At 52.3% G+C, this 20,505-nt stretch carries 24 protein-coding genes; 10 read left to right on the top strand and 14 right to left on the bottom strand.

Going from position 1 to position 20,505, the window contains the following annotated elements; all coding sequences use genetic code 11:
* Nucleotides 1-262: 262 nt before the first annotated feature.
* From BM427_RS22420 to BM427_RS22450, 7 genes are all read right to left on the bottom strand, one after another.
* The gene (locus BM427_RS22420; RefSeq protein ID WP_090126117.1) at nt 263-2,509 is read right to left on the bottom strand and encodes a replication endonuclease; all 2,247 of its coding nucleotides are present in this window, start codon (nt 2,507-2,509) and stop codon (nt 263-265) included.
* Nucleotides 2,499-2,774: a DUF5405 family protein gene (locus tag BM427_RS22425; RefSeq protein ID WP_035889134.1), complete on the bottom strand. Its 276-nt coding sequence runs from the start codon at nt 2,772-2,774 to the stop codon at nt 2,499-2,501. Before BM427_RS22425 ends, BM427_RS22420 begins: the two co-directional genes overlap by 11 nt.
* Nucleotides 2,771-2,995 carry a TraR/DksA C4-type zinc finger protein gene (locus BM427_RS22430; protein ID WP_090126120.1) on the bottom strand — a complete coding sequence of 75 codons (225 nt, stop codon included), beginning with the start codon at nt 2,993-2,995 and terminating at the stop codon, nt 2,771-2,773. The genes BM427_RS22425 and BM427_RS22430 overlap by 4 nt, the downstream gene beginning before the upstream one ends.
* Before the next feature lie 4 nt (nt 2,996-2,999).
* Nucleotides 3,000-3,296 (bottom strand): DUF5405 family protein, encoded by a 297-nt coding sequence (locus tag BM427_RS22435; protein ID WP_090126123.1) that lies wholly within the window; start codon nt 3,294-3,296, stop codon nt 3,000-3,002.
* On the bottom strand, nt 3,296-3,520 hold the full coding sequence (locus tag BM427_RS22440) for a DUF2732 family protein (RefSeq protein WP_090126126.1): 225 nt from the start codon (nt 3,518-3,520) through the stop codon (nt 3,296-3,298). Before BM427_RS22440 ends, BM427_RS22435 begins: the two co-directional genes overlap by 1 nt.
* Before the next feature lie 63 nt (nt 3,521-3,583).
* Entirely contained in the window at nt 3,584-4,084 is a 501-nt protein-coding gene (gene repB, locus BM427_RS22445; protein WP_090126129.1) for a phage replication protein B, read from the bottom strand.
* Nucleotides 4,085-4,253: 169 nt separating this feature from the next.
* Nucleotides 4,254-4,526, bottom strand: coding sequence for a Cox family DNA-binding protein (locus BM427_RS22450; protein ID WP_090126132.1), 273 nt, complete (start codon nt 4,524-4,526; stop codon nt 4,254-4,256).
* A gap of 153 nt (nt 4,527-4,679) precedes the next feature.
* On the opposite strand from BM427_RS22450, the gene BM427_RS22455 reads away from it, so the two are divergent.
* Both BM427_RS22455 and BM427_RS22460 read left to right on the top strand, forming a co-directional pair.
* The gene (locus BM427_RS22455) at nt 4,680-4,973 is read left to right on the top strand and encodes a helix-turn-helix domain-containing protein (protein WP_090126135.1); all 294 of its coding nucleotides are present in this window, start codon (nt 4,680-4,682) and stop codon (nt 4,971-4,973) included.
* A gap of 69 nt (nt 4,974-5,042) precedes the next feature.
* Nucleotides 5,043-6,023: a phage integrase gene (locus BM427_RS22460; protein WP_090126139.1), complete on the top strand. Its 981-nt coding sequence runs from the start codon at nt 5,043-5,045 to the stop codon at nt 6,021-6,023.
* Between the two features lie 3 nt (nt 6,024-6,026).
* Here the strand turns inward: BM427_RS22460 and BM427_RS22465 are convergent, their stop codons facing one another.
* On the bottom strand, nt 6,027-6,263 hold the full coding sequence (locus tag BM427_RS22465; protein ID WP_090126142.1) for a hypothetical protein: 237 nt from the start codon (nt 6,261-6,263) through the stop codon (nt 6,027-6,029).
* Here BM427_RS22465 and BM427_RS22470 point away from each other — a divergent pair.
* Nucleotides 6,247-6,582: a hypothetical protein gene (locus tag BM427_RS22470; protein WP_090126145.1), complete on the top strand. Its 336-nt coding sequence runs from the start codon at nt 6,247-6,249 to the stop codon at nt 6,580-6,582. The genes BM427_RS22465 and BM427_RS22470 overlap by 17 nt on opposite strands.
* Before the next feature lie 190 nt (nt 6,583-6,772).
* Here the strand turns inward: BM427_RS22470 and cpxP are convergent, their stop codons facing one another.
* Nucleotides 6,773-7,267 (bottom strand): cell-envelope stress modulator CpxP, encoded by a 495-nt coding sequence (cpxP, locus tag BM427_RS22475; RefSeq protein WP_090126148.1) that lies wholly within the window; start codon nt 7,265-7,267, stop codon nt 6,773-6,775.
* A gap of 151 nt (nt 7,268-7,418) precedes the next feature.
* Here cpxP and cpxR point away from each other — a divergent pair, with 151 nt between their 5' ends.
* A complete protein-coding gene (gene cpxR, locus BM427_RS22480; protein WP_090126152.1) occupies nt 7,419-8,117 on the top strand; it encodes an envelope stress response regulator transcription factor CpxR in 699 nt (232 codons plus the stop codon).
* Entirely contained in the window at nt 8,114-9,487 is a 1,374-nt protein-coding gene (cpxA, locus tag BM427_RS22485; protein WP_090126155.1) for an envelope stress sensor histidine kinase CpxA, read from the top strand. The genes cpxR and cpxA overlap by 4 nt, the downstream gene beginning before the upstream one ends.
* Nucleotides 9,488-9,519: 32 nt before the next feature.
* On the opposite strand, the gene yiiM is transcribed toward cpxA, so the two are convergent.
* On the bottom strand, nt 9,520-10,194 hold the full coding sequence (gene yiiM, locus BM427_RS22490; RefSeq protein ID WP_090126157.1) for a 6-hydroxyaminopurine reductase: 675 nt from the start codon (nt 10,192-10,194) through the stop codon (nt 9,520-9,522).
* Between the two features lie 160 nt (nt 10,195-10,354).
* Between yiiM and BM427_RS22495 the strand changes: the two genes are divergently transcribed.
* Nucleotides 10,355-11,245, top strand: coding sequence for a dihydrodipicolinate synthase family protein (locus BM427_RS22495; RefSeq protein ID WP_090126276.1), 891 nt, complete (start codon nt 10,355-10,357; stop codon nt 11,243-11,245).
* 105 nt (nt 11,246-11,350) lie between these two features.
* On the opposite strand, the gene kdgT is transcribed toward BM427_RS22495, so the two are convergent.
* Complete coding sequence (kdgT, locus tag BM427_RS22500; RefSeq protein WP_090126159.1) at nt 11,351-12,334, bottom strand: 2-keto-3-deoxygluconate transporter; 984 nt, start codon at nt 12,332-12,334, stop codon at nt 11,351-11,353.
* A 258-nt stretch (nt 12,335-12,592) separates the two neighbouring features.
* On the bottom strand, nt 12,593-13,213 hold the full coding sequence (gene sodA, locus BM427_RS22505; RefSeq protein WP_043955942.1) for a superoxide dismutase [Mn]: 621 nt from the start codon (nt 13,211-13,213) through the stop codon (nt 12,593-12,595).
* 289 nt (nt 13,214-13,502) lie between these two features.
* Here sodA and rhaT point away from each other — a divergent pair, with 289 nt between their 5' ends.
* Nucleotides 13,503-14,537, top strand: coding sequence for an L-rhamnose/proton symporter RhaT (gene rhaT / locus BM427_RS22515; protein ID WP_090126166.1), 1,035 nt, complete (start codon nt 13,503-13,505; stop codon nt 14,535-14,537).
* On the opposite strand, the gene rhaR is transcribed toward rhaT, so the two are convergent.
* Together rhaR and rhaS are read right to left on the bottom strand one after the other, a co-directional pair.
* Nucleotides 14,538-15,386 (bottom strand): HTH-type transcriptional activator RhaR, encoded by an 849-nt coding sequence (rhaR, locus tag BM427_RS22520; RefSeq protein WP_090126168.1) that lies wholly within the window; start codon nt 15,384-15,386, stop codon nt 14,538-14,540.
* Nucleotides 15,387-15,459: 73 nt separating this feature from the next.
* Complete coding sequence (gene rhaS / locus BM427_RS22525) at nt 15,460-16,296, bottom strand: HTH-type transcriptional activator RhaS (protein ID WP_090126170.1); 837 nt, start codon at nt 16,294-16,296, stop codon at nt 15,460-15,462.
* 300 nt (nt 16,297-16,596) lie between these two features.
* Here rhaS and rhaB point away from each other — a divergent pair, with 300 nt between their 5' ends.
* The 3 genes from rhaB (at nt 16,597) to rhaD (ending at nt 20,301) form a co-directional block, all read left to right on the top strand.
* Nucleotides 16,597-18,066: a rhamnulokinase gene (rhaB, locus tag BM427_RS22530; protein ID WP_090126173.1), complete on the top strand. Its 1,470-nt coding sequence runs from the start codon at nt 16,597-16,599 to the stop codon at nt 18,064-18,066.
* Nucleotides 18,063-19,322 carry an L-rhamnose isomerase gene (gene rhaA, locus BM427_RS22535; protein ID WP_090126176.1) on the top strand — a complete coding sequence of 420 codons (1,260 nt, stop codon included), beginning with the start codon at nt 18,063-18,065 and terminating at the stop codon, nt 19,320-19,322. Before rhaB ends, rhaA begins: the two co-directional genes overlap by 4 nt.
* Before the next feature lie 148 nt (nt 19,323-19,470).
* Nucleotides 19,471-20,301, top strand: coding sequence for a rhamnulose-1-phosphate aldolase (gene rhaD / locus BM427_RS22540; RefSeq protein WP_090126179.1), 831 nt, complete (start codon nt 19,471-19,473; stop codon nt 20,299-20,301).
* Nucleotides 20,302-20,505: the final 204 nt, after the last annotated feature.

The following is a 20,505-nucleotide window of genomic DNA, read 5'->3' on the forward strand; positions in this document are numbered from 1 at the left end:
ATAAAAGAGTTAAGCTGGCTTTAACTTGAACAAAGATGACTGTAGGAAGCAACTGTAAGTTAAAGCGCGTAAGCTCAAGAATCCCAGTTGCCGGTGATGGTGGGCGACAATTTTTTGATAACTCTCCCCATTACCAGATGACTGACCTGTTCCTAGTTGATTAACACATTATAATGCCAGCAACGTCCCCCTTGATTAAGGATAGCATTGCATCGACCCGTTGAACTCACAGCACTTAGCTGCCATAAGACTGTCAAGCAACTCACAGGTCATTTCTATCTCGCTGTGAAGACGCCTTTTCTACTTTGTGTTGACACACTTCAAGCTCCCAGCGTTTCGGTGTGATGCCATACTGCGCAAGGTCAAAGCGGATGCGCGGTATTTGCGAGCGTTCGGATTCAGTCAGCCTGCTTGATGGAGCGACATCATGCGGTTTTAACGGTTCACCGCTTCTTTGCTGGCGATTTTTCTGCGGGGCGTCATGTTTTAGCGCGCTCCTGAGCGCCGTCACGACCTCCGGGTCATCCCATGCGATAACCCCGCCATCAACGAGATTTAACACCGCTGCGGCATGCTCAGACGGTGTAGGAGTCATAACTGAAACGTCACCGCCGGTGAGCTTTCCACAGTTATTGACAGGACTCCGAGGCGCGGCGATGCCGCTTTTTAAAGTCAAAGGCTCAACGGCCAAAAGCTTTGGAACAATGCGCCATTCCGATGATCGGGTAACGTGGACATGACGTGCGCCGAGATGTGGCGCGTAAATTCCTACCACCCGCTCAATATCTTCCTCGTATGCGTTAACCTCATCAGTCACGTTGCGGGCTACGCGCACAGTCTGGCTATCTCGCGGGATATTCGCCCCACCCTGTGCGGCGATATATAAATCAAAATCACCACTATCCGCAGCGGCGCGAGCCGCTTCTACACGCTCATCAAATTCATCAGCAACGCTGACGCCGCGAGGTAATTTTCTCAGTTCGCGATAAGCGCCCATTGTCGGCAGGCCAATCGGTTTAAATTGAGGAATACGCCATGTAGACGCCCAGGCTGTTACAGCGGCAGCCGTATCTTTTAACGGCTTGCCAGTATCATGATCGAGCTCGCCATCAAGCGCATAACCATCGATATTTTTAGCAATGTATTTCGCGATATAGCCCGCTGCGCCGCCTTTGTTCAGGTGTTTAGCCTGAAAGCGGTTACGAGCTGCACCGCGCTCGTCGCCATCCTCTTTGAGGGCATAACGACGCATAATTTCGGTGATTTCTTTGCGCTGCTGGCCATCGCAAAACAGCATCATGTGCCAGTGTGGCGTCCCGTCGTGGTGTGGTTCGACGACACGCATGCCGTAAACCTGCAAATCGTTATCTTTGAAAGCGGTACGCATAAGGCTCCAGATACGGCAAAGATAACGCTGCGCATCCTTCGGGGTGTAAGCCTCATCATTCCAGCCGTGATTAAGCTGCACAGTCTTATCTTTACCCTTGCCGACCTGACGCGTCGGATGATATTTCGACGGTGCGGTCAGAGTGATAAACATCCCGACATCACCCTCGGCGGCGGCGTAACGCTCAATTCCGGCGATAGTATTCATCAGCTCCATACGTCGTATCTCAGGGTTAGAAATACTCCCCATGACTTTGCTAATGAGATCGATACGCTCGCCCGTCACCTTATTTTCCAGATCACAGGATTTGAGGTATTCAAGATTAGCCAGGCGGCGTGTATGTACATCGCGGATTGCGTTTTTGCTGGCATAAGGCGAGCGGTCTTTATTAACCTCACCGACAGCAATTAAAAGAGCTTCATGCCAGCGCATACGTTGCGCTTTGAGCTGGTTAATCCACCAGTCATCGTTAATCAGTCGAGCCACAGCGGAAAAAGCCTGGCGGATCGTCATCTGACCTTTGCGGTACTTCTTCCAGAAAAGCGGGGAGATATTGAAAGCACGAGCTGCTCCAGCAACATGACCATAAAGATGCGCCTGCGCCTCATCGGTAAAAAGCGATTCTTTACCACCGTGCGCCTCTGCCCATGCATCGCTTAACTCTTCGTACATAACAAAAAACTGCGAGGCGATACGTGCCGCGAATTTTTTCAGTTCCTTATCGTTCATTCCCGGCAAGCGCGCATAAGTTTCGCTTTCCGCCAGAAATAGTAACGACGCCTGAGTGTTCATTTCGTTGCGCTGGTTTACTCGCTCAATGCGCGGCCATAAACGGCGTAAAAACGTCGACTTGAGAAAATAGAATCCGTGAACCGGGCTTCTGTTGCGCCTGATGTACTCATAACGCGATGTGAAGAGAGAGCTTAAAAAGTAAGGCAGACGGTCAATCTTGGACAAAACGCCTTGCACCTGACGCAGCTCGTCACGTGTAAGGGGTCTATCGCGCCCAATAGCATCACGCGGCGCGTTCCATGAGTAAGCACCGGAAAATTCTTTGCCGGTGCCTTTTGCAAATGGTGGCGGCGGTGTAGGGGCGTAACGCCCCCGAGCTTCAACGCCCATTTGAGCCAAAAGCCGTTAAGCATTGCTGACTGAGGCGCTCAACCTGCGTACTTAGTGCCTCAAACGAGCTGGCGTCACCAGTCAAGAGATCGTGATGTACCAAGCCGGAAACGAGCTGGTTTAATTTGGGGTAATAGCCGACAACATCGAGCCACTCCTTACCGGCATTCTTACCTGTTTCAGCGGTCTTTTTTTCCTGCAAAATAAATTGAAAGCGATCACTGGTGACGACATAACGCTCGCCAATATCGATACGAATGCTCATGCGCGTCCCCGATAGTGTTTTGCTTTCGCCTCATGTGCTGACTGACAGTAAACACAGCGAGTAGCAGATGGATAAACTGCACGGCGGTCAGCAGGAATCGGAGCGTCACATTCTTCACAAACCAACGCAGCAGCGCCGCAGGGTTTTACCCGCGCGGCGTTGACCTGGCGAGCCAGTGACTCGGACTGCCGTTCTTGAATGTGATCCATATAATCTGGCATTGATTTAGCTCCTCTCTCTGTTCAGTTTTTTAAACTCACTGGCGCAATAACCAGTTAGCTCGATGGTTAATTTCGATAATTCATCAACGGTGGTGATTTGCTTATGAAAAACGGCGCGTTTCACAAGCAAACTGACCACATCCGTCAGGAGGTTTAATTCACTCGAATAAATAGCGATAATTGACTCTGTTATCGCTCCGTTTTTTTTATCGCGCTTAATGTCGGCAAGCGATAACTCACCGCTTTTCATAACCGCAATCTTTAGCCAGTTATTAAGTAATACGGAGTGCATCAGAGACATTAATGAGACTCTCCGCGAGAAAGGCCGATATTATGGAACTTGATGGATTCCTGACTGAGTAACTCAACAATCTCAACGCGCGATAACTCAGCGCCAGCTATATGACGGATTAAGCCGTCAAGATGAGAGGAAAAGCGCGTAGCCGCGTCGGCCTGTGCTTCGGCTCTGGCCTGCTGCAACATTAATGAAAATTTACCGCACTGCTTTCCTGTTACTGTATGCATGACTTTCTCCAGACAAAAAGAAGCCCCGCACAATTAAGTGCGTTAAAATTTACCGTTAATTATTTAATGCAGATATTGCTCGGGTTTTACCGAGGTTAAAATTGTTGGCGCATATTCGAATAAGTTAAATAGCTCACGCAACGCGCGAAACAAGGCATCACGCCAATAACAAGAGTCTTCATTAATACGCCAGTAAGGCTGATTAAATTCTTGCTCTGTTAATCCCGCATGCATAAACAATGTGCGACGCTGACTAATGGTTAATCGGCCAATATATTTAACCAGGCTAATCCCAACCTGACGGAATCTTGAAAATGCAGAGCGTAACTCGTCAATAGCAGTTATCAGACGCTCACGATCAACATCGCTCATTTCTTCAAAACGCATCGTAGCGTGACGCTGTTTTAACTGAGCGTGGAAGCAGACAGTTAAGCGCTCACGCTCCATCATCTGATTATAAAAATCACAAGAATCCTGCCAGCGAGGCGCGGCCAAATATTTGCTGACCAGGCTGCGTAAACCGGCAGGCTGTGCGGACACGATACCGAGCGTCATTACAGGCATTTCCAGAACCTCCACGATTTCAGGAAAGCAAAAATAGTGCTTAAAGCGCCCGTTTTTTTAGTGCGAATGATGATGCCCTTTCGCCCTCTGCCGTGGGTGATAGTGAAATCTATCGCCCCTGAGCTTTCATTACGCAATAACTGAGCTATGCAACGTGGTTCGTTCATAATCAAAGCCCCATCCAAAGCAGCCACGCATCACGCTGTTCTACTGGCCTGTTGTAGAACGCCTCACGTACTGCGCGATTAAATTCAGGGATGAAAACCCACTTTTCACCGGCACGGGCATTCGGCTTACTCGGATCCCGAAGCTCGATAACTGGCAATTTGTTCTCTTTAACCATCTTGGTAACCGCCGACTCTGGCTTACCAAGCAACTCGGCAAACTTCACCGTATGCACCGCGTTAAGCGGGTACTGAATTACATAATCATTGGCTTCCATTCGTTAGACCCTCTTTGCTTTCGTGCTACTCTTGCCCGATCCAGTCCTTTCTAAGTCGCCCTTGTCCTTGTGGGGGACTGGTTTTGTGTCTTGAAAGGTTCGACTTGACGACCTTTCGAGGTGAATATAGTCGTCATGTCGGGACCATGTCAAATGAAAGTTTCACAAAAAATACGCGCAATAAGGAAAGCCGAAGGGCTAACTCAAGCCAAGTTTTGCGAGTTAGTAGGAATTGCACTGGGAACACTTAAGAACGTTGAAGGAGACCACAGAGAACCGGGGTTACAAGTGGTAATGCAGGTTGTTAATACTCCACAATTTGGGAAATACACCCTTTGGCTGATGACAGATAAAACCGCCCCGCAAGCTGGTCAAATAGCACCGGCTATCGCACACATTGGGCAAGAATCAACAGAATCGAACCACTCCGAGAAACAGATTGGTTAACGCTCTATAAACATTACATTTTCACCATTTGTTACCAAGATGGTGAGTACAGCACCGGAGGGCTTTCTTATGCCAATTAAGAAGCTCGATGATGGTCGCTATGAAGTGGACATTAGACCTCGCGGTCGCGACGGAAAACGCATCCGCAGGAAGTTTGAAAGAAAAGCTGAGGCAGTGGCATTTGAGCGATACACAATCGCCAACGCCAGCCAGAAAGAATGGGCAGGCCAACGAACAGACCGCCGTCTCCTGTCGGAGCTGTTAGAGGTATGGTGGCAGTATCACGGCCAGAATCACGAACACGGAGAAAAAGAGCGAGGGCATTTGCGCAAAACCATCAGCGGGTTGGGTGACATACCAGTCAGCAGATTGAATAAAAAATGCTTGATGGATTACCGCTCTGTTCGTCTACGCGATGGCATCAGCGCAGCGACGATAAATCGTGACATGTACCGCTTATCGGGCATGTTCACCAAGCTAATCCAGTTGGATGAGTTTTCCGGACAACACCCTATTCATGGACTGCCGCCGCTGGCGGAGGCCAACCCGGAAATGACGTTTCTGGAGAAATCAGAAATCGAGAAGCTGTTAAGCGTTTTGGTTGGTGATGACTTGCTGGTCGCGCTTTTGTGTCTGAGCACCGGTGGAAGATGGACGGAAGTTGCCACGCTGAAACCAGCGCAGATAACAAGCTGCAGGGTTACCTTTTTGAAAACCAAAAACGGCAAAAAGCGAACCGTGCCAATTTCTGAAGAGCTGGAGAAGAAAGTTAAAGATGAGGCCAGCGCTAAATTGTTCAAGGTCGATTATGAGAAGTTTTGCGGGATCTTACGCAGAGTGAAACCTGATATCCCACCCAATCAGGCAACCCACATCCTGCGTCATACCTTCGCAAGTCATTTCATGATGAACGGGGGCAATATTATTGCGCTGCAGCAGATTCTAGGGCATGCGAGCATTCAGCAGACGATGGCCTATGCGCACCTTGCGCCTGATTACCTGCAAAACGCAGTAGCGTTAAACCCATTAAAGGGAGGTTTAACGGTTTGAAAATTAATCAGGCAACATAGTTCGTTTGCTATCAACCAGGACGATAAGCGCATCTTGCGATGTAACGTCGTCCTGGTATACGTCGGCGCTTAACCCATCGGCCTGCGCTTTCCCGGCAGGCCTGAACTTAAGCGACCAGTTGTAACCACAGAGGATGGTCATAACACCTTTAAAAAGTGGGATGACCAGTTTAATGCGTTTACGCAAAGGGAGTTTTGAAGAAATGACGAACAGTTCCATAAGCCAAATCCATTGTAGAGCCAGTGGCCGCAATATTGCTGGTTTAGCCAAAGAGCTTGACACTGCTGCCGTATCATATCAACGAGGGCCGATGTGTTTTGGCGTTGCTACAACCGAGTACTTAAACATAGTGCTTCCGGTTGCTACTGCAGCAATCGGCGCTGTAGCCGGGATCTTTGGTGCCTATCTACAAAGAGGCAAGAAACTACGCGTTGTTTTTGATGACGGGAAAATAAAAGAACTTGATGCGACTAACTACACCCCTGAAGAGTTGGTTAGTGCAGTACAAAAAATCAAGGAAATAGACCTACTCGACTAAGGCATCAAATCCGTGCCGAGTGTCCACATAGTGTCCACACCCGGAGAACTTTGTAGCCCTTCCAGTCCCTTACAGGTTTTTTTAAGTTGCTGTTTTCTATGAAAACTGATGTAATCAATTGATAAAAAAACCCCCACATCATGTGGGGGAAGACAGGGATGGTGTCTATGGCAAGGAAAAACAGGGGTTGCTACTTGGTACTACTGCTACTTAACTCAGTCATCGGTGAACTTTGCTGCATTTGGGCTACGCTGCGTAACTGGTTCATCCGTTGTTGATGCTTCTGGTTCAAAACTGCTTGCTGCTCCGGCGTGAGCAGGTTGTACATCTGGTTGCGCACTCTGGCCATTTCAACCTGACGAGCTACCTGTTCTTGCGCCATTTTTTCAGCCTGAGCGTGCACAGCGTTTTCATCAAATTTTTCTGCGATGACAAGGCGATGCATTGTCTCCATTTCGCTAACATTAACAGGAGGCTGATCGTGCCGAGCCTGTCGCATGAGATCCCGCATCTGTTGACGCTGGTGTTCCGTTAAATTAATACCGTCGAACATATGGCTCTGAACACTGCGCAGCGCGAAGCCTTCTGTAGGGTGCCAGTTATCGCCTGTTTCAACATCAGCAGCACAACTAACCGTGCTTAACACCAGCGTTGAGGCCATGACGGCAGCAGTAACGATGCGCATCATTTGCTCCAGTAACCTTTTCATCTCTCGAATCAACGATAATGAGTCTACGATTCAGGCTGCAAACATGCGTCAGGGGGTGTAAAACAACGTAAAGTCATGGATTAGCGACTCTTGATGACGTAATTTCTGCCTCGGAGGTAGTTAAACAATGAATAAAATCCTTTTAGTAGATGATGACCGAGAGCTTACTTCCTTGTTAAAGGAGCTACTCGACATGGAAGGTTTTAATGTGCTCGTCGCCCATGACGGAGAGCAGGCACTCGACCTCCTCGACGACAGCATCGACTTGCTTTTACTCGATGTCATGATGCCGAAGAAAAACGGTATCGACACACTTAAAGAGCTACGCCAGACACACCAGACACCGGTAATTATGTTAACTGCACGCGGCAGTGAGCTCGATCGCGTACTTGGCCTGGAGCTGGGCGCGGATGACTATCTGCCTAAACCCTTTAATGATCGTGAACTGGTCGCGCGTATTCGTGCGATCCTGCGCCGTTCCCACTGGAGCGAGCAACAACAAAACAACGACAATGGTTCACCTACGCTGGAAGTGGATGCCCTGAGCCTCAATCCGGGCCGCCAGGAGGCCAGTTTTGATGGGCATTCACTGGAACTTACAGGCACTGAATTCACGCTGCTCTATCTGCTGGCTCAGCATTTAGGCCAGGTGGTTTCACGTGAACATCTAAGCCAGGAAGTGCTGGGTAAACGCCTGACACCGTTCGATCGCGCCATCGACATGCACATCTCCAACCTGCGCCGCAAATTGCCGGATCGCAAAGATGGGCATCCGTGGTTTAAAACCCTGCGTGGTCGCGGTTATCTGATGGTTTCTGCTTCATGATAGGAAGTTTGACCGCCCGCATCTTCGCCATTTTCTGGTTAACGCTGGCGCTGGTGCTAATGCTGGTGCTGATGGTGCCGAAGCTGGATTCCCGTCAAATGACGGAGCTTCTGGACAGCGAACAGCGCCAGGGCGTGATGATTGAACAGCATGTTGAAGCAGAGCTGGCAAATGACCCGCCGAACGACTTGATGTGGTGGCGCAGGCTATTTCGCGCTATCGAAAAATGGGCGCCGCCGGGTCAACGCCTGCTGCTGGTCACCAGCGAAGGGCGCGTCATTGGCGCCGAACGCAACGAAATGCAGATCATCCGCAACTTTATAGGCCAGGCGGATAATTCAGACCATCCGCAGAAGAAAAAGTATGGGCGGATTGAGATGGTAGGGCCTTTCTCCGTTCGCGACGGAGAAGATAACTATCAGCTTTATCTCATCCGCCCTGCCAGCAACTCACAATCTGATTTTATCAATTTGCTGTTTGACCGCCCGTTACTGCTACTGATCGTCACCATGCTTATCAGTTCGCCGCTGCTGCTGTGGCTGGCGTGGAGCCTGGCGAAACCTGCACGTAAATTGAAAAACGCGGCGGATGAAGTGGCACAGGGCAACCTGCGACAGCATCCAGAGCTGGAAGCCGGGCCGCAGGAATTCCTTGCCGCCGGGGCCAGTTTTAACCAGATGGTGACCGCACTGGAACGCATGATGACCGCCCAGCAGCGCCTGCTATCCGACATCTCCCATGAGTTGCGCACGCCACTGACGCGTTTACAGCTTGGTACTGCGCTGCTGCGCCGTCGTAGCGGTGAAAGTAAAGAACTGGAACGTATCGAAACGGAAGCTCAGCGGCTGGACAGCATGATCAACGATCTGCTGGTGATGTCACGCAATCAGCAGAAAAACGCGCTGGTCAGTGAAACCGTGAAAGCTAATCAGATGTGGAATGAAGTGCTGGATAACGCTGCCTTCGAAGCCGAACATATGGGCAAATCGTTCACGGTGAACTTCCCGCCAGGTCCGTGGCCGCTGTACGGTAACCCCAGCGCGCTGGAAAGCGCGGTGGAGAATATCGTGCGTAATGCGCTGCGTTATTCGCACAGCAAAATCGAAGTGAGCTTTGCGGTGGATAAAGACGGCATCACCATTAACGTGGACGATGACGGCCCCGGCGTCAGCCCGGAAGATCGGGAACAGATTTTTCGCCCGTTCTACCGCACCGATGAAGCGCGCGATCGCGAATCCGGCGGCACAGGCCTCGGGCTGGCGATTGTCGAAACGGCTATTCAACAGCATCGCGGCTGGGTGAAAGCTGACGACAGCCCGCTTGGCGGATTACGCTTAACGCTCTGGTTACCGCTGTACAAACGCGCCTGATAAAACGCCCTCTCATCGCAGAGGGCGTTTTTTTATTTTCCCCACAGTCGGCGCGACTGTTCCTCAATCTTACCGTGAGTGCGGCGATTCTGCATGGTCCGCGTCCAGCTCGCTGACAGCCCCGCAGCCGAAAGGAGACGGTGATATTGTTCATCATCAAACGGCTGAAACCACGCAATTGCCGCCGCGTCATACACGCTGACATCGCTGACTCGGGAGAGCAGTTCAAGCGGTGCCTCTGCCGATACTTTTCCCGCAGCAACCACACGATAAAGCCAGCCGACGCGGCCGCTGGCCTGCATCTGCGCGGAAATGTCGCTAATGCCGAAATGGAAGTTAAGTTTGAAGCAGGGCGAGCGCGGCTGTGTCACCTGAATCAGCGTATTGCCCCAACGAAAAATATCGCCGATAAACACGTTCTGTTCGGTCAGCCCTTCCGTTGAAAGGTTCTCGCCAAACGCTGGCGCACAAAACAGCGCGGCCTGCTCCGGGAATATCTGCACCCAGTGAGCATAGTGTTCACGCGGATAGTGGCACAACGCACGATCGGTGCCGCCGTGATAACTTTTTTCCGCCTGCTCATCACCCACGATACCCAATTCCGTGAGGATTAGCTCGCCTTCCACCTGCAATTTAGCAATCGCGCTTGGCCGACTGTCGTCATAATCCCTTATTTTTCCAGTAAAAACATCTACCTGATATTGCATGTTCCCTCCGACCGCTCGTCGTAATCGCACTATTACATCACATTTGTTTACTGACCTAACCTGCAAAAATGCGACATGCATGCCGATCCGCATTAGTCGGGTGTGCTATCACTTAACAAAATATTTGAAACATCATTTCATTAACCAAAGAGGTTACAACGTGATCCGCGAAGCATCTTTCTCTGGTGTCTGGTGCCCTTCCATCACGCCAATGGACAACGAAGGGAAGCCTGACCTTAGCGCACTGAGCCAGCATATTGCCCGGCTGGCAGCAGCGAAAATCAATGTGGTCTTGCTGATGGGCAGCATTGGCGAGTTTGCCTCGTTCTCGCTGGAAGAACGGCTGCTATTGATCCGTGAAGCGCGCGGCATGTCTCCGATAACCATGGTGGCGAACGTCTCATCCACCTGCTTTAACGACATTCTGTGGATGGCTGATGAAGCCTGGCGCATCGGCTATGACGCGGTCATGGCGCTGCCGCCTTACTATTACGGGCAAACGCAAAATCAATTGTTAAGCTACTTCCGCACCCTGGGCAAAGCGATAAGCGGCAAATGGTTCGCCTACAACTTTCCGGCGCGTACCGGCTGCGATCTTACGCCGGAACTGGTCGCCACCCTGGCCGCGGAATTCCCGGACTTCGCTGGTATCAAAGATACTGTCGATTGCCAGTCGCATACCCGTAATATGATTCAGGCCACTGCGCAGGTGCGTGAGGATTTTGCCGTGTTGTGCGGCTACGATGAGTACTTTATCCCCAATCTGCTGGCTGGCGGCGCGGGCGTCATTTCCGGGCTGAATAATGTAATGCCTGAACTGTTTGTCCTGGCGCGGGAAGCGTGGCGACAAGGAGATTTGCCGACGTTGCATGCCATCCAGCAAGAAATTGGCAAATTTATGGCGATCTACGCCATTGGCGACAACTTCGTTACCACCATCAAAACCGTAGTATCACGCAAGTTTGGTTACTGTACGCCAGTTTCACGCAATTTTGGCGGCACGCTGAATGAAGCACAGTGCCAAATTATCGATCGGGTGTTTGGGATTTGACCATTACGGGAAAATGGCTGGATTACCGGATGGCGCTTATCCGGCCAGCTCGGCGGCCAGGGTTTTGTCGGCCCGGTAAGCGTAGTAGCGCCACCGGGCAAACCGTTATTTCACCGCGTTACGCATCACCACTTCAGCCTCTGTCGCTTTCACTTTGCGAGACCAGACGGACGTTAAAATCGGTACCAGAATCGACGTGACAATCACCGAGGTCGCTACCAGCGAGGTTGCGGCAGGGGCCATCGTTTTAAAGTCCGGCACCATTTCGGCGATCAGCACCGGCGTTGCCACCGCCGCACCCGCAGAACTGGAGGCCGCCAGACCTGCCGTACCATCGCCACCGCCAATCAGTTTATCGGCGATAATCAGCGGAATACCGGTAATTATAATCACCGCCAGCCCCAGCAAAATTCCCAGCAAACCGGTGTGCGCAATCACGGTTAAATCAATCGTGTTACCCAGTGCGAAAGCAAAGAACGGGATCAACGTCTGCACCGCTTTACTGAAAAACTCCCGCAATTCCGGATCCAGATTACCCAGCACAAACCCCACCAGGAAAGGCAGCACCGCGCCGACAAACACATGCGGCTCGAACGAGGCGATTCCCGCAGTACCGAGAATAATCATCGTCATCAGCGGGCCGGATTCCAGCGACATCAACACAAACGCACCAGCTTCCTCTTTGGTGCCATACTGCTGCATGATTGATGCATACAGCCCGCCGTTGGTCATATCCATCGATGCCACCAGCGCCAGCGTCGACAACCCGGCAAAGAAACCCACCTCCACACCGTGTTCAGGAATCAACCGTGAGGCCACGGCAGCTACCACCCAGGCAACGGCTATTTTGGTCACCACCAACGTACCGGACTTACGCAACACAGTGCCGGTGGCACTCAATTTGATCGACGCGCCCATACAGAAAAACCACACCGCCAGAATCGGCACCGTGCCAGTAATCATGCCGTTGGTGAATGAGCCAAAGTACTTTCCCGCGCCGGGAGCAAAGGTGTGGCAGAGAGCGCCGATGAACAAAGGAACCAGCATCATCCCGCCAGGGATTTTTTCGATTGCACGCTTGATTTGCATATCTTCACCTTTCAAAAAACATCTGATTTTTTGAGCGCTGACCCACTATTTTTTTGCGGGACAACAGCAGCGCGGATGAAGAGAAGGTAGACCGAGCCTGGCGGAAGAAAAGTGATCAAACAATCATAATGAAACATTATTTCATTATTTTCAGATCAACGTTCCTTTTATTTGGTGCTAGTAGCGGCGTTAAAAAACCCCCGACGGCCAGGCCTGACGGGGGTTTTGACTCACGCTAGTGAGAGGGGGAAATCAAACTTATTTTTTCGCTGCGAAACGTGCCGCTGCTTCGTCCCAGTTCACCACGTTCCAGAACTCTTTGATGTAGTCCGGGCGGCGGTTCTGGAATTTCAGGTAATAAGCGTGTTCCCACACATCCAGGCCCACGATCGGGAAACCGGAAGCGCCAGAGATCGCTTCACCCATCAGCGGGGAATCCTGGTTAGCGGTAGAAACCACAGCCAGTTTGTCGCCTTTCAGCACCAGCCAGGCCCAGCCGGAACCAAAACGCGTGGCCGCTGCTTTTTCGAATTCAGCTTTGAAGTTGTCTACGGAACCGAAATCACGCTCGATAGCCGCTTTCAGGTCGCCCTGCAGGGTGGTGCCTTTTTTCAGGCCTTTCCAGAACAGGCTGTGGTTAGCATGACCGCCTGCGTTGTTACGCAGAACGGTTTTTTTGTCCGCCGGCAGTTGATCCAGTTTGGTGATCAATTCTTCAGCTGACAGGCTGGCGAACTCCGGCAGGCTTTCCAGCGCGGCATTCGCGTTGTTTACGTAAGTCTGGTGATGTTTAGTGTGATGGATTTCCATCGTCTGCTTGTCGAAATGAGGCTCAAGGGCATCATACGCGTACGGCAGAGCGGGCAGTGTATAGCTCATTTTCATCTCCATTATTGTCTGGCGGCATATATGTTAACGCCGCGTAAGCAGTCGGATCATTATAGTTAATTAAATGATATTGAAAATGTTTATCAATGCCGTAGTTTTAATAAGGTTATAACTTTTAGTTATGTTATTGAAATTGTGAAGCTGCCCACCTCCATCACGCGCTCATTGCCAACTCGCCATCTATCGCGGCAAAAGCCTCAAGGTTAATCTCCTGGCTGATTTTTACACTCATCAGGTCGGCTGCTCGTATCCCGACGATAAAAACAAAGAGGATGAGAAAATGAGTAACGCGATTACGATGGGTATTCTTTGGCATTTGATAGGTGCGGCCAGTGCAGCCTGTTTCTATGCTCCGTTCAAGAAGGTTAAAAATTGGTCATGGGAAACCATGTGGTCAATCGGCGGCATCGTCTCCTGGTTGATTCTCCCCTGGACCATTAGTGCACTGTTACTTCCTGATTTTTGGGCCTATTACAGTTCGTTCAGCGCCTCCACCCTGCTCCCGGTCTTTCTCTTCGGCGCAATGTGGGGCATCGGTAACATCAACTACGGCCTCACCATGCGCTACCTCGGCATGTCGATGGGCATTGGCATCGCCATTGGTATTACGTTGATTGTCGGGACGCTAATGACACCGATTATCAACGGTAATTTTGACGTTCTGATCAACACCAATGGCGGTCGAATGACGCTGCTTGGCGTACTGGTCGCACTGATCGGTGTCGGAATTGTAACCCGCGCAGGCCAACTGAAAGAGCGCAAAATGGGCATTAAAGCCGAGGAGTTCAACCTGAAAAAAGGGCTGATCCTGGCGGTGATGTGCGGCGTGTTCTCCGCCGGCATGTCCTTTGCCATGAACGCAGCTAAACCGATGCACGAAGCCGCTGCGGCGCTGGGTATCGATCCGCTCTACACCGCCTTGCCAAGTTATGTGGTGATCATGGGCGGCGGTGCGCTGATTAACCTCGGCTTCTGCTTCATTCGTCTGGCAAAACTGAAAAACTTGTCGGTAAAAGCCGACTTCTCACTGGCAAGACCGCTGATCATCAGCAATATTCTGCTTTCGGCGCTGGGCGGTTTGATGTGGTATCTGCAATTCTTCTTTTACGCCTGGGGCCATGCCCGCATTCCGGCGCAGTATGACTACATCAGTTGGATGTTGCACATGAGCTTCTATGTGCTATGCGGCGGCATTGTCGGGCTGATCCTGAAAGAGTGGAAGAACGCCGGACGTCAGCCGGTAAGCGTACTGAGCCTCGGTTGCGTGGTGATCATTGTCGCCGCCAATATCGTCGGACTCGGCATGGCGAGCTAATCAGGCAGCAACCCGGCTACGATGACGCCACTGACCTGGCGTCATTCCCACTTCCCGGCTAAACACCACCGAAAAGTAGTTACTGTCCTCAAACCCGCACTGCATGGCGATTTCGCCGATCATCTGCTCGGAATGCTGGAGCAAATACTGCGCATGACAGATGCGCAACTGGCGCAGATAGTGGTTGATGGTCATCCCGGTCTGGGTACGGAATTGCTGACGCAGCGCTCGCTCGCTGCACTGCTCCTGCTCGCAAAATTGCTCCAGCGCAAAGCTACGATTCAGACTGCCGGAGAGCGCGGTAATCAGCTTATCGAGCAGTGTCTCACTGTGCGTCGCCGCAAGGTTATCGGTAGCAAAACGGTGGCGTTTAAGCGTCATCACCAGTTGGGCAAACAGCGTTTCCGCCATCATATTTGCCAGCGGATCGGCTTTGCCGCTCTCATGCTCCAACTGCGCAATCACCTGCCGCGCTTGCGTCATGCCGGTGCTGCCAATCCGCCAGTGCGGCGTTCTTGCCACGCCGTTAAGGCCGGGAATATGCGCCGCCCAGTCGAGATTGAGCGTCAATCGATCCGGACAGTAGATGATATTTTGCAACACCAGATCGTTGACCGAGGCGTAAGAGTGGCAATCTTCGGCGCGGATATAGAACAGGTCGCCGCGGGTGATACGGTAAGGGCGGTCATTCAGCACATGCAGGCCGTTACCGCGCCACACCATCACCAGTTCGCAAAATTCATGGGAGTGTTCAGCAAAAACATTTTGTGGATAGCGATCGGCCACCGCTACCGTTTGTCCGGCACGGGGAAAGAAATCCGTTTTGCGAAGAATCAATTGGCCAGCCACACACTCACCTCTGCCTTGAACAACCTGAAATTATTAGCGGATCTTCGGCAACAAATCGGTGACAACCTTCGCGTTACTGAAGCTGCATATCGCGCCCCTGACGGATCTCTCGGGGCGACCAGTTGAATTCCCGGCGAAACAGGGTTGAGAAGTGATTGCTGTCGCTAAATCCGCAACGGAAAGCGATATCGGTTACGCTCTTATCACTATGGCGTAACAGGTGCCGTGCTTTGGTCAGCCTTAATCGGTTGAGATAGCGCTGCGGCGTTAGGCCAGTTGAATACTTCAACTGGCGATGCAGCGTACGCAAAGAGAGCATGAACTGGTCGGCCAGCATTTCCCAACAGATATCTTCGGCATAGTGATCTTCCAGCCACAGCATCAGCTGATTAAGACGGGCATCGTTGCTGACGACTCCCTCCTGCTGGCTCCCTTTACACAGCATCACCAGCAATTGCATAAACAGAATCTCGCGGTTCGCAATACCATGGGTATCCATTTCTGGATCCAGCGCTTCCAGCTGCCCGATAACCACCCGAACCTGCGCCAGCGTCTGCTGACTCACCCGCCAGTGCGACGGATAGTGGTCATCCTGCTCCTGCGGCAGTAACTGGTGCAAACCGGCAAGGAACTGGAAAGACTCCGGCGAACGATACAACACATTGGTCAGGCACAGGTTATCGGTATGTTCATATAAGTGTCGGTCATGGTCACGGACAAAACAGACGGTACCGCCGCTGATGGTGAAAGGCTGGCCATTAAAAACGTGGATCCCGGTACCGTGTTCAACGATCACAATTTCATGAAAATCATGGTGATGCTCAGGGAAAGCCGCCTGGGGAAGCCGGGGTTCGATGGCAACAGGTGATTGATCTGCTGGGAAAAAATCCACGCTATGAAGTACGGTCATGATTGCCCTACCAATGAGAAATTTTCTCAAAATAGTAATTAAGGGTTATCAGCCTCACCTTAAATTTTCGACTGCTTTTCGCGCATAGGCTGCCGTTTTTTCAAGAAACGCCCGGAAAGATCGGGAAATGCGGCAACGGTCACAATGGCTTAAATCCCCGCCATGATTGGAAACTGTGAACTTCCTCACGTTCACCTTTGCTTTCTTGCCAGCGGTAATTGGCGGTTGTCAGTAGCAAGAAGGTACGCCTTACCCCTCTTTTTTAGACTGTCCGCAATGACTCTAAGAAGGACCCCAATCATGACTTTTCGCCACTGTGTCGCAGTTGATTTAGGCGCCTCAAGCGGACGTGTCATGCTGGCGCGTTATGACAGCCAGCAGCGCATCCTTTCGCTTCGCGAAATCCACCGTTTTAGTAACTGTCTGCGAAAAGTGGACGGCTTTGATTGCTGGGATATCGACAGCCTGGAAAGCGACATTCGCCTCGGTCTGCTAAAGGTCTGCGAAGAAGGTATTCAACCCGACAGCATCGGCATCGATACCTGGGGCGTCGATTACATTCTGATTAACCGCGAAGGCCAGCGCGTCGGTCTGCCGATTGCTTACCGGGACGATCGCACCGACGGCGTAATGCAGCTCGCCATGCAGAATCCCGGCAAAGCCGATATCTATCGCCGCAGCGGCATCCAGTTTTTACCTTTCAACACGCTGTATCAGCTACGCGCACTAACGGAGCAACAGCCGGAACTGCTTGACCAGGTCGCGCATGCGCTGTTGATCCCCGATTACTTTAGCTACCGTCTAACTGGCCAACTGAATTGGGAATACACCAACGCTACCACCACACAACTGCTCAATATCAACACCGATAACTGGGACGATTCGCTGCTGGCGTGGGCGGGCGTTCCGGCTGGCTGGTTTGGTACCGCAACACATCCCGGCAATGTGATTGGTCACTGGATTTGCCCGCGGAGCAATGCAATTCCGGTGGTCGCCGTCGCCAGCCACGATACCGCCAGCGCGGTGATCGCCTCGCCACTGGCGGATAAAGACGCAGCTTATTTGTCCTCCGGCACCTGGTCATTAATGGGCTTTGAGAGCAAAACACCTTACACCAGCGATGATGCGCTGACAGCCAATATCACCAACGAAGGCGGTGCGGAAGGGCGCTACCGCGTGCTGAAAAACATTATGGGGCTGTGGTTGCTGCAACGGGTAGTGAAAGAGCAACAGGTAAGCGATCTGCCCACGCTGATTGCCGCCACCGAACAGCTTGCGGCTTGCCGCTTTGTTATCAACCCGAACGACGATCGTTTTATCAACCCGCAGAACATGAGCGCCGAACTTCAGGCCGCCTGCCGGGAGGCGGGTCAGCCCGTACCACAGAACGCTGCCGAACTATCGCGCTGCATCTTCGACAGCCTCGCCCTACTCTATGCCGACATCCTTGCCGAACTGGCCTTTCTGCGCGGCAAGCCGTTCAGCCACCTGCATATCGTCGGTGGCGGTTGCCAGAACCAGTTACTGAATCAACTCTGCGCCGACGCCTGCGGACTACCGGTAGTGACCGGTCCGGTAGAAGCCTCCACGCTCGGCAATATCGGCATTCAGCTTATGACGCTGGATGAACTGAGCAACGTCGATGATTTCCGTCAGGTGGTGGCGAGCAACCACAACCTGATCACTTTTATCCCTAATCCTGACAATGAAATCGCCCGTTACGTCGCGCGCTTTCAGCAAAAACGACAGACAAAGGAGCTTTGCGCATGATCACTCAACTTGAACACACCTGGGAAATTGCCAAACAGCGCTTCGCCGCTATGGGGATTGATGTCGAGGAGGCGCTGCGCCAGCTCGATTGCCTGCCGATTTCCATGCACTGCTGGCAGGGCGATGACGTCGCTGGTTTTGAGAACCCGCAAGGTAGCCTGACAGGCGGCATCCAGGCCACCGGCAACTACCCGGGCAAAGCGCGCAATGCCTGCGAGTTGCGCGCCGATCTGGAGCAGGCGCTGAGCCTGATCCCCGGCCCGAAACGCCTTAACCTGCACGCCATTTACCTCGAAGCCGACGGTCCGGTTGGCCGCGATGAAATCAAACCGGAACACTTCACGAATTGGGTGCAGTGGGCGAAAGCGAATAAACTGGGGCTGGATTTTAACCCTTCCTGCTTCTCCCACCCGCTGAGCGCCGACGGTTTTACGCTCTCCCACGCTAACAATGAAATCCGCCAGTTCTGGATTGACCACGTCAAAGCCAGCCGTCGCGTGTCGGCATATTTCGGCGCACAACTCGGCACACCGTCAGTAATGAATATCTGGATCCCGGACGGCATGAAAGATGTCACCGTTGACCGACTGGCGCCACGCCAGCGTCTGCTCAATGCGCTGGACGAAGCGCTCAGCGAAAAACTCAACCCGGCGCACCATATCGACGCCGTCGAAAGTAAGCTGTTTGGTATTGGCGCAGAGAGCTACACCGTTGGTTCCAACGAATTTTATATGGGCTATGCCACCAGCCGCCAGACTGCGCTTTGCCTTGATGCAGGTCACTTTCACCCGACAGAGGTGATCTCCGACAAAATTTCTGCCGCCATGCTTTATGTGCCGCGCCTGCTGCTGCACGTCAGCCGCCCGGTGCGCTGGGACAGCGACCACGTGGTACTGCTGGATGACGAAACCCAGGCCATCGCCAGTGAAATCGTGCGTCACCAACTGTTCGACCGCGTGCACATCGGTCTCGACTTCTTCGACGCCTCGATCAACCGCATCGCCGCATGGGTCATCGGCACCCGCAACATGAAAAAAGCCCTACTGCGCGCGCTACTGGAGCCGGTTGAAACGCTGCGCAAACTGGAAGCCGACGGCGACTACACCGCCCGCCTGGCGCTGCTGGAAGAGCAGAAATCCCTGCCGTGGCAGGCCGTATGGGAGATGTATTGCCAGCGCCATGATACGCCAGCCAGCAGCCAGTGGCTGGACAGCGTGCGGGCGTATGAAAAAACGATTTTGCGTACACGTCGTTAAACCGGGAGCCGGGGGTGGGCCGGATAAGCGCAGCGCCACCCGGTAATCAATGTTGTTTAGCAAAAATGCCGGATGACGGTGCCAGCGCCTTTTATCCGACCTACGTGAGACCCGAGAGATGTCGGGCATTAAACAGGACAGAAAGACTATGCAGACCATTATTAACTCCTGGTTCGTCCAGGGGATGATCAAAGCCACCTCCGATGCCTGGCTGAAGGGCTGGGACGAACGTAACGGCGGCAACCTGACGTTGCGCCTGGATGATGCAGATATTGCGCAGTATGAAGCCGACTACCACCAGAAACCGCGCTATATCGCGCTGACTCAGCCGATGCCTCAGTTGGCGAACACACCGTTTATTGTCACTGGCTCCGGCAAATTCTTCCGTAATGTACAGCTCGATCCGGCGGCGAACTTAGGTGTGGTGAAAGTGGACAGCGATGGCGCGGGCTACCACATTCTGTGGGGATTGACGTCTGAGGCGGTACCGACCTCGGAACTGCCCGCTCACTTCCAGTCGCACTGCCAGCGTATCCAGGTTACCAGCGGAAAAGATCGCGTGATCATGCACTGCCACGCCACCAACCTGATTGCGCTCACTTATGTGCTGGAAAACACGTCCGATCTGATTACTCGCAAACTGTGGGAAGGCAGCACCGAATGCCTGGTGGTGTTCCCGGATGGCGTCGGCATTCTGCCATGGATGGTGCCCGGTACCGATGAAATCGGCCAGGCGACCGCCGAAGAAATGAAGAAACATTCGCTGGTGCTGTGGCCATTCCACGGCGTTTTCGGCAGCGGCCCGACGCTCGACGAAACCTTTGGCCTGATTGACACCGCCGAGAAGTCTGCAGAAGTGCTGGTGAAAATCTATTCCATGGGCGGAATGAAGCAAACCATTAATCAGCAAGAACTGATTGCGCTGGGCAAACGCTTTGGCGTCACTCCGCTGCAATCGGCACTGGATTTGTACAAATAACAACATCGCGTCCCGCACAAAAACGGAACGAACTCTTTAGGCAATAGCTTTTTTGAAGCAGCAAACACCGGCGTGCAGGAGGCGGCCAAAGAGTTAGGCGATATCAAAGTGATCTATACAGGCCCGGTAAGCACAACGCCATTGAGCAATAAGAATTCCCGCGGCGACATGGGGTATTGCCGCCGGAAAAATCACAGCAAATTA

Origin of the sequence: Kosakonia arachidis (assembly GCF_900116535.1) — a bacterium.
GTDB classification, from domain to species: Bacteria; Pseudomonadota; Gammaproteobacteria; order Enterobacterales; family Enterobacteriaceae; genus Kosakonia; species Kosakonia arachidis.